The following is a 1,079-nucleotide window of genomic DNA, read 5'->3' as shown; positions in this document are numbered from 1 at the left end:
ACGACGCCGGCGCCGACGGTGCGGCCCCCCTCGCGGATGGCAAAGCGCAGGCCCTCTTCCATGGCAATCGGCTTGATCAGCTCGACCGTGAACGTCACGTTATCCCCGGGCATCACCATCTCCACCCCCTCCGCCAACGCCACCACACCGGTCACGTCCGTCGTCCGGAAGTAGAACTGCGGACGGTACCCCCCGAAAAACGCCGAGTGACGCCCCCCCTCATCCTTGGACAGCACATACACGCTGGCCTCGAACTTGGTGTGCGGCTTGATGCTGCCGGGCTTGGCCAGCACCTGACCGCGCTCCACGTCGTCGCGCGCGACGCCGCGCAGCAGCACGCCCACGTTGTCGCCGGCCATGCCCTGGTCGAGCAGCTTGCGGTGCATCTCGATCCCGGTCACGGTGGTCTTCTTGGTGTCACGCAGCCCGATGATCTCCACCTCGTCCTGGACCTTGACCACCCCGCGCTCCACACGACCCGTGGCGACGGTGCCGCGCCCGGTGATGGTGAAGACGTCCTCGACGGGCATCAGGAAGGTCTTGTCGGTGTCGCGCTCGGGGGTGGGGATGTAAGAATCCACCGCGTCGAGCAGTTCCCAGATGCGGTCGACCCACGGGTTCTCGCCGCGCTGGGTCTTGGGGTTTTGCTGGAGCTGTTCCAGCGCCTGCAAGGCGCTGCCCTTGACCACCGGCAGATCGTCCCCGGGGAACTCGTACTTCGAGAGAAGCTCGCGCACTTCCATCTCGACGAGCTCGAGCAGCTCCTCGTCGTCCACCATGTCCACCTTGTTCATGAACACGACGATGTAGGGCACGCCCACCTGGCGCGCGAGCAGGATGTGCTCGCGCGTCTGGGGCATCGGGCCGTCCGCGGAGCTGACGACCAGGATCGCGCCGTCCATCTGGGCGGCGCCGGTAATCATGTTCTTGACGTAATCGGCGTGGCCGGGGCAGTCGACGTGGGAGTAGTGGCGGGTGGGGGTGTTGTACTCGACGTGGGCGGTGTTGATGGTGATGCCGCGGGCCTTTTCTTCGGGGGCCTTGTCGATCTGGTCGTAGGCCAGCTTCTCGACCGTCGG

At 66.1% G+C, this 1,079-nt stretch carries 1 protein-coding gene; it reads right to left on the bottom strand.

Going from position 1 to position 1,079, the window contains the following annotated elements:
• A partial coding sequence (gene tuf / locus A7B18_RS21095; RefSeq protein WP_102128615.1) for an elongation factor Tu occupies window positions 1–1,079 on the bottom strand: 1,079 nt, incomplete at both ends.

The organism is Deinococcus planocerae, from assembly GCF_002869765.1.
GTDB classification, from domain to species: domain Bacteria; phylum Deinococcota; class Deinococci; order Deinococcales; family Deinococcaceae; genus Deinococcus; species Deinococcus planocerae.
This window is presented reverse-complemented; position numbering and strand designations above follow the sequence as displayed.